The organism is Pseudomonas sp. AGC41, from assembly GCF_057334555.1.
On the sequence record NZ_JBHFJB010000099.1, the window covers coordinates 1 to 5,926 of the forward strand.

Here is a 5,926-nt window from a genome sequence, read left to right on the forward strand (position 1 = left end):
CCGGGGGCCAGGGTGATGGAGCCGTTCTGGAAGTCGACGCTGCCGCCACTGACGATCTCGACCCGCGACTGGTCGGTGCGGTCGACCACACTGCTGAGGTTGTTGAACTGGCCGCTGATCAGGTTGTTCGGCGTGCCATCCAGGCCGGCGGGTCCGGCATTGCGCTGACTGTCCAGGGCACTGCCGCCTGCCGCATCGAGCAGAACCGCTGTGGCGCTGCCCTGCCCCAGGGCCACGCTGCCGCTGCTGTCGCTCGCGGCGTTGAGCAGGTGCACGGTGCCGCGGGTGTCCACCGAACTGCTGGCAACGGCCACGCCGTTCTGCTCAACCCGGTGTCCGGTGAGGGTGATGTCGCCGGTGCTGGCCTGGATCAGGCCACTGTTGATCACGGTGCCGGCGCTGCTGCCTGACTTGAGTGACGTCGCGACCTCGTTGCCACGGGTGGTGGAGCGCAAGTTGCCGCTGGTGCCCTGGCCCCGGCGGATGTAGAAGCTGTCGGCCGCCGCCAGGGTGGTCTGGCCCTTGGCGGTGATGATGGAGCCGGCGTTTTCCACTTCCGAGCCCAACAACAACGCATACCCGCCCCCGGCGGTGGAAGTGGCGGCGCGGTGCGTTTCGATCAGCGCGCCCTGCTGCACATGGATTTTGCCGGCCGCGTCGGTGAACGTCGGTTGGCTGCCGGTGGCATCGACGTACAACCCGCGCTGGCTGAACTGCTCATCGCTGATATTGGCCGCCACCGCCGCCAGGTTGCGCACGTTGACCTGGCCGCTGCCGCTGAAAATGATGCCGTTGCGGTTGACCAACATCACCGTGCCGTTGCCCTTGATCTGGCCCTGGATCTGGCTCGCTCGCGCCTGTGGGTCATTGACCCGGTTGAGCACGGCCCAGTCCGACTGCTGCTGGAAATCCACCGTGGTGTTACGGCCGACGTTGAAGGTTTCCCAGTTGAGAATCGCCTTGTCAGCGGTCTGCTCGATCTTCACGGTGGTCTTGCCACCGGCCTGGGTCTGCTGCGGTCCCTTGGCGTTGAGCCAGCCCTGGGTCAGGCTGTTATCGACCTTGAGCCCGCCCTCGCCCAAACCGTCAGGCACGACCTGAATCTGCCCCAACGCCGCTTGCCGCCCGGCCGCCTGTGCCGCTTGCTGGGCGGCTATCGCGGCCACGGTGTTGTTGAGGTTGGTCAGCGAACGCTGCAACTGCGCATTGGCCCGCTGCTGCTGCGCCAAGGGTGGCGGCATGCCTGGCTGCGCCGTTGCAGGTCGCCCCGCACCGCCGGCCTGAGGCGCGCCCTTGGCGGCAAACCAGGCCGAACTGAACGCCGTCGCTGCGTGGGCATTGCCGGCCACCATCAACAGGGCAATGGCCTGGGCCAGCGGCTTGAGTCGTAACATCGACAACTCGCCATCGCGACGTGGGGCATTCAGGTTCGTCTGGGGTTTGCAGCGCAGCATCCTACTCATCCTTTCGGGTTCGCTCTAAGGGGTCGCAACGCAGTGCTATCAAGCTGCCAGCGCTGGTTATAGGGGATAGGCGGTTACAGCCGCTCGGGACCGAACGGTTGTCATGAAAATTTCATGTGGCCGTGTTGGCTTGAGTTCTACGCAAAAAAAATCAGCAACGACTTGCATCGTTGCTGATACGTGGTGCGTGTTACTCAGGCGTGGTGTTACAGCGGACGACCGATACCATTGCAGACGTTGGTGTTGCCGATACTAAGGGCGTTGGTAGCGGTGAGGAAGCTGCTACGAACAGCTTGCTTCCAGGCAGCTGGCAAAGGCACAAAACGGTTGGCGGTGATTGCGGCATCGTTGCTGTTAGCCACAGTTGCGTTGTAATGACGGGCGAAGAAATCACGCACCTGAGTGGTTTGTGCAGCGTTGGCGTAGCACTGGCTGAAGATCACGTTAGTGAAGCCCAGGATCGGGTAGCCGGTGGTTGGGTAAGCCACAACGCTTGGATCGCTAGGGTTGGTGGCTGCAGCGAATACCGGTACCCAGGCGTTCGGGTTAGCGCGGTTGGCGGCAGCAGGCACGGTGACGGCTGCGATTGCGGCCGACACGTTGGCCGGGGCTGGGGAAACACCGGCAACGCGAGCGACCTTGGTGGCGTCGTCCAGGCCGGCCAAGGTGGTGGCGGCGTAATCCGGGCTCATGTAGGTGATGCGACCTTGGGCAGCATTCACCGCATCCATCACAGCTTGGCTGCCTGTGGCGGCTACGGCGCCGGCTGGCAGGCCAAGGCTATAGCTGGAGGCGAAGTTGGTGGTGATGGCGAAAGTGCCGGGCACAGCGGGTACAGCTGTAGGGCACTTGGCGTTCAGAAAGCGGGTGAACAGTTCGGTAGTACCGCTGCTCTCAGCACGATAAGTCACAGTGATCGGGCCGGAACGGCCGGAACCGGTGATTTGGTTCCAGTCAGTCAGCGTGCCGGCGAATACGCCGCACAGCTGAGCGACGCTGAGGTCAACGTTGGCGGTGCCGGTCTTGTTGAAAGGAATGGCAACCGAAGTGGCGACCGAAGGCACTTGGATCAATGGGCCCCAGGCGGTGCCATGGTTGGTGACGTAGGCGTTCAACTCAGCCTGGGAGAGCTTCGAATCGCTACCCGCCCAGTGCACGTTCTTGCTGGTGTCACCGGCCACGAAACGGGTGTAGTCGTTGTTGAGGAAAGCGGCCTTGCCGGCACCGCTGCCCACGCCGATGTATTGGGAAAATCCGGTGGTGAGTACACCAGCAGTCTGGTACAGAGGCTGAGGCAAGGTAGCACCACCGCCGTTGACATCAGCCATGGCGGCCTGAGCGGCGCAGAGGCCGGCGAGGGTCAGGGATACCGCGAGAACGTTGCGCTTAAACATGAAGAATCTCCTTTCATCGTGTTCGTACGTAGGTTGGGTGACGCGTGCTTGCCGTCATGGCGCTCGGTCCTGTGCCGGTGGCGATGGGGTGAGGCCATGGGTTAGAAATTCGCAGCTTCCGGTGACAGATAGAGGAAAAAACCTCGGGAGCTGAGGGCTGTTTTTCGAGTTTTTTCCTCGGGTGTTCGAGGGCTCTGGGTTGAGGGTCCGGGCTGGTTTTGCGGGGATACGGCAAGGGTTGCCAGGGAAGCCGGCGGCCGGCGGTCATGCGGCGGGAAAACATGACAGAACGAGGAACCCGAGTTTGGCGCGGGCATGACACGGGAGGTGTTGTGGCAGTGCAAAAATATTCGCAGCTGTTGTGGCGCGTCCTGCTACTGCACCAACTGATTGATCTCGATGATCGGCAGCAGCACGGCCATGACGATGACCAGCACCACCCCGCCCATGATCACGATCATCAACGGCTCCAGCAGCGCGGTCATGCCCATGGCCCGGCGTTCGATGTCGCGGGACAGGGTCTGTGCGGCGCGTTCAAGCATCGGTGGCAGGCAGCCGGTTTTTTCGCCGCTGGCGATCAGGTGGATCAGCACCGGCGGAAAGACTTTTTCCACCCGCAGCGCCGCCGCCAGGTTGACGCCTTCGCGGACCTTGGCCGTGGCATCGCTGACGCTCAGGCTCAGGCGGTCGTTGGAGAGGGTCTGGCGCGCGGCCTCCAGTGCTCGCAACAAGGGCACTCCGGCGCCGCCGAGGATCGCCAGGGTCGAGGCGAAACGCGCGGTGTTGAGGCCCAGCACAAATCGCCCGATCAGCGGCAGGCGCAGTACCCGCGCATGCCAGTTCAACCGCGCCGCCGGCTGGCGCAGGTACAGGCGCCAGCTCCAGAAGCCCCCGGCCAGCACGCAAAAACACAGCCAGCCCCAGGCCCGGATGAAATCGCTGGCGGTGAGCATCGCCAGGGTCAGCCCGGGCAAGTCCTGGCGTGCCTGGGAGAACGCGCTGACCACCTGGGGCACCACGTAGCTGAGCAGGAAAATCACGATGGCGACCGACACCAGCCCCACCACGCCGGGATAGATGAACGCCGTGAGGATCTTGCCCCGCAGGTTGTTGCGCTCCTCGATGTAGTCCGCCAACCGCTCCATCACCTGAGCCAGGTCGCCGGACTCTTCGCCGGCGCCAATCAGCGCCCGGTAGATTTCCGGAAAGTCCCGTGGCCGCGCCGCCAAGGCTTCGGCCAGGCGCATGCCACTGCGCACATCGGCGCGCACCGCACTGAGGGTCTGGGCGATGTGTTTGCGTTCGGCCTGCTCCACCGTCGCACTCAGCGCCGCCTCCAGTGGCAGGCTGGCCCCGAGCAGGCTCGCCAGTTGCCGGGTAGCCCAGGCCAGGTCTTTGTCCGAGAGCTTGGCGCTGAACAGGCCGCCGTTGGCCTGTGCCGTGTTGCGTTCGAGCTGCACCTGCAACGCCGTCAGCCCGCGACTGCGCAGCAGGTTGAAAACGGCGCCCTGGCTGTCGGCTTCCAAGTGCCCGGATTCGATCTTGCCCTGGGCGTCGGCGGCTTCGAAACGGTAGCGGTTCATCAGGCGTCCCGTGTTACGCGGAGGATTTCTTCAGGCGCGGTGGCGCCACTGCGCACCCAGCGCTCGCCGTCTTCGCGCATGCTGAACATGCCGGCCTGGCGGGCCGCGGCGCGCAGTGCCTGCTCCCCTGCCCCTTGGTGGATCAGCGTGCGGATGTCGTCGTTGATGCAGAACAATTCATGAATGCCGGTGCGGCCGCTGTAGCCAGTCTGGTTGCAACTCGGGCAACCCACCGGGCGCCAGGTGCCGGGCGTGGCCGGATCGGCTTGTTTGCAGTGCGGACAGAGCCTGCGCACCAGCCGCTGGGCCAGCACGCCGAGCATCGACGAGGCCAGCAGGAAGGGTTCGACGCCCATGTCGATCAGTCGGTTGATCGCCGACACCGCGTCGTTGGTGTGCAACGTGGCCAACACCAGATGACCGGTGAGCGAGGCCTGCACGGCAATTTGCGCAGTCTCCAGGTCGCGGATTTCACCGATCATGATTATGTCCGGGTCCTGGCGCAGGATCGCCCGCAGGGCCAGGGCGAAGGTCATGTCGATTTTCGCGTTGACCTGGATCTGGCTGATGCCCGGCAGGTCGTATTCCACCGGGTCTTCGACGGTGAGGATGTTGTGCACGCTGGCGTCCAGCCGCGCCAGGGCGGCATACAGGCTGGTGGTCTTGCCGCTGCCCGTAGGGCCGGTGACCAGGACGATGCCGTGGGGCTGGCGGATCAGGTGGTCGAGTTTGCCGAGTACCTCCGGGTCCATCCCCAAAGTCTCTAATTGCAAGCGTCCGGCCTGTTTGTCCAGCAGGCGCATCACCACCCGCTCGCCATGGCCGGTGGGCACGGTGGAGACGCGGATGTCGATCGGCCGCCCGGCGACACGCAGGGCGATGCGGCCGTCCTGGGGCAGGCGTTTTTCGGCGATATCGAGCTGGGCCATGATCTTGATCCGCGACACCAGCGCGCCATGCAGGGCCTTGCGCGGCGAGACCACGTCACGCAGCGTGCCGTCGACCCGATAACGCACCACCGAATGGCTCTCGTAGGGTTCGATGTGGATGTCGCTGGCCTCGTCCCGGGCGGCCTGGGTCAGCAGCGCGTTGATCATGCGGATCACCGGCGCGCCGTCCTGGGTGTCCAGCAGGTCGGTGATCTCGGGAATGTCCTGCATCAACCGGTCGAGGTCCACCTCGTTTTCCGCCGCGCCGACCACGGCGGCGGCACTGCCGGTGTCGGCGTAGGCGGTATTGAGCAGGCCGTCGAGCTCCTCGTCACGCACCCGCTCCAGCCGGACCTCGCCGAACTGGCGACGCACTTCACTGATCGACCAGCCCGGCGTCGACGGGCAGACCATCAGCACCGCCTCTTCCCCGGACTGGCGCAATACCAGGCGCTGGGCCTTGGCCCAGGCGTATGGGAGGGTGTTCATGAGCCTTCTCCTATTGCGGACATCCCCGTGGGGGGGGGGGGGGGGGGGGGGGGGGGGGGGGGGGGGGG

At 64.8% G+C, this 5,926-nt stretch carries 4 protein-coding genes; all 4 read right to left on the bottom strand.

Annotated elements, in window-relative coordinates; genetic code table 11:
* Positions 1-1,454: two-partner secretion domain-containing protein (locus tag ACE04F_RS17120; protein ID WP_486108491.1), on the bottom strand; the 1,454-nt coding region annotated here is incomplete at its 3' end.
* Positions 1,455-1,669: 215 nt separating this feature from the next.
* Positions 1,670-2,857 carry a substrate-binding domain-containing protein gene (locus tag ACE04F_RS17125; protein ID WP_486108493.1) on the bottom strand — a complete coding sequence of 396 codons (1,188 nt, stop codon included), beginning with the start codon at positions 2,855-2,857 and terminating at the stop codon, positions 1,670-1,672.
* Positions 2,858-3,231: 374 nt separating this feature from the next.
* Positions 3,232-4,440, bottom strand: a complete 1,209-nt coding sequence (gspF, locus tag ACE04F_RS17130; RefSeq protein ID WP_486108495.1) for a type II secretion system inner membrane protein GspF — start codon at positions 4,438-4,440, stop codon at positions 3,232-3,234.
* Positions 4,440-5,858, bottom strand: coding sequence for a type II secretion system ATPase GspE (gene gspE / locus ACE04F_RS17135; RefSeq protein WP_486108497.1), 1,419 nt, complete (start codon positions 5,856-5,858; stop codon positions 4,440-4,442). Before gspE ends, gspF begins: the two co-directional genes overlap by 1 nt.
* Positions 5,859-5,926: the final 68 nt, after the last annotated feature.

Coding starts and splice junctions, on each gene's coding strand:
- gspF (WP_486108495.1), bottom strand. CDS start 4,440: ATGAACCGCTACCGTTTCGAAGCCGCCGACGCCCAGGGCAAGATCGAA.
- ACE04F_RS17125 (WP_486108493.1), bottom strand. CDS start 2,857: ATGTTTAAGCGCAACGTTCTCGCGGTATCCCTGACCCTCGCCGGCCTC.
- gspE (WP_486108497.1), bottom strand. CDS start 5,858: ATGAACACCCTCCCATACGCCTGGGCCAAGGCCCAGCGCCTGGTATTG.